The organism is Sphingobium sp. (assembly GCF_003248505.1).
Classification (GTDB): Bacteria; Pseudomonadota; Alphaproteobacteria; order Sphingomonadales; family Sphingomonadaceae; genus Sphingobium.
On record NZ_QFOA01000162.1, the window covers coordinates 1 to 1,959 of the forward strand.

A 1,959-nucleotide genomic window follows, 5' to 3' on the forward strand; every position below is an offset into this window, starting at 1 on the left:
GCTATTGACTGTGCGAGCCACGCCCGCTTCAAAACTGACCACGGTCACTTTGCCGCCAGCCTCCTCGATAGCTTGCTTGGGCTTCGAGAATTCTGGCTCTTCCGTCCCGCGGGGCGCGATCAGAACGGCAACTGATTTGCCCTCTAATGTCATAATTTATCCCTATTCCGTAGAAGACTAAGGTCAGGCACCCGGTTTGAGCACGACCTTTGTCCAACCATTATCGCGCGCATCGAAATGCTTGTAAGCGTCTGGTGCCTGATCGAGCGGCAGTCGGTGCGAGATGATTTGACCAGGATTGGCCCGGCCTTGCTCGATAAGCTTCATCAGCCGCCGGTTGTAGTGCTTTACATTACACTGGCCGGTGCCGATCTTCTGCCCCTTGAACCAGAAGTTGCCGAAGTCGAACGCCATCTTGCCTTCCTTCTGGAGATCGTCGGTCGCATTCGGATCTTCCGGGATAAACACGCCGACGACGCCGATGCCGCCGGTGGCCTTCGTGCTTTTGACGAGGCAGTTCATCGTGTAATTACTGCGCTCCTTGCCGTGGCGATCGCAACACTGGTAACCTACCGCCTCGACCCCCCGGTCGGTTCCAAGGCCGCCGGTCGCGTCAAGGATCTGCTGGGCGGGATCGCCCTTGCGCATGTCGATCGGGATCGCGCCCATCGCTTCGGCCAGCTTCAGACGGTCATCGTGGGAATCGACCACGAAGATCTGAGCGGCACCGCGGATTTCGGCCGAGTGCGCGGCCATCAAACCGACCGGACCAGCCCCGTAGATCGCGATACTCTCACCAGGCAAGAAACCTGACAACTCGACGCCATGCCAACCCGTCGGGAAGATGTCGGAGAGCATGACATAGTCATCCTCCTTCTCCTCAGCGTCCTCGGGCAGCTTCAGGCAATTGAAGTCGGCATAAGGTACGCGCATCATCTCGGCCTGACCGCCTTGCCACGGACCCATCTCGGCAAAGCCATACGCTGCGCCGGCGGTCCCAGGATTGGTCGTGAGGCAAAAACCCGTCAGACCGCGTTCGCAATTTTCGCAGAACCCGCAACCGACGTTGAACGGCATGCAGACGCGATCGCCCTTGTTAATCCGATCTACGGCAGCGCCGACTTCGATGACTTCGCCAAGGTTTTCGTGGCCAAAGACCCTGCCCTTCTCGAAGCTGGTGCGGCCCTCGTACATGTGAAGGTCCGACCCGCAGATGTTGGTCGTCGTCAGCCGGATGATAACATCGGTCGGCTTTTCGATCTTGGGATCATCGATGGTATCGACGGAAACGTCTTTGGGCCCGTTGTACACGACAGCTTTCACGGATCTTCTCCTTTTGTAGCTCTGCTCTGGGCGTCATCAAATCGAGAGCTTGCTGATGATCCGAACCAGCGCAAAGGCGCATAGCATGGCATCTTTCCAACCAATGTCTGTCTCCTAAACCGCCTGACGCCTGAACGGTTCCTTCCCGTTCGGCAGTTCTCGGATCGATTTACGGCGGCTTTTCGATTGCCAGGGCCAGGACGATCTAAAAAGCGGCAGATTGATGACCTAAAGAAGTTCCTGCGAAACCAACGGCGCCATGATAACGCAACACATCAACGCCGACTTATCAGCAGCAGCATCAAAAGGCCGGATAAGCGCAAAAGACAAGGCCATCCACTATCGCGGATGGCCTGTCGTATTCTTCTATTTAGTTCCAGAGCCGGCCGGGCCGTCCATTCCCGAGGGCAGGCGACCCTAACCGTGCAGTCGTACGGCAGCTTGGGGTGCCGACCACTCCGCTATTTCGCGGCCAGCAGGGTGAACTTGTGAATCTGCGGCGGTTCCGAGAACAGTTCTTCCGCCTTCTCCATCAGCGCGGCGGCAACCTTGCCGTCAAGATGGGCCTGCCGATCCTCCTCTGTGTCGAACGTATCGAAGATCGCGTACGCACCGGGACCTTCCTCGATCGCATAC

2 protein-coding genes are annotated in these 1,959 nt (G+C 57.7%); both read right to left on the reverse strand.

Features of this window, described 5'->3' with window-relative positions; translation table 11 throughout:
* Nucleotides 1-183: 183 nt before the first annotated feature.
* Nucleotides 184-1,323, reverse strand: a complete 1,140-nt coding sequence (locus tag DI606_RS20060; protein ID WP_047820974.1) for a glutathione-independent formaldehyde dehydrogenase — start codon at nucleotides 1,321-1,323, stop codon at nucleotides 184-186.
* A gap of 461 nt (nucleotides 1,324-1,784) precedes the next feature.
* Nucleotides 1,785-1,959, reverse strand: a 175-nt coding sequence (locus DI606_RS20425) for a putative quinol monooxygenase (RefSeq protein WP_367119508.1), incomplete at its 5' end; no start/stop codon positions are given.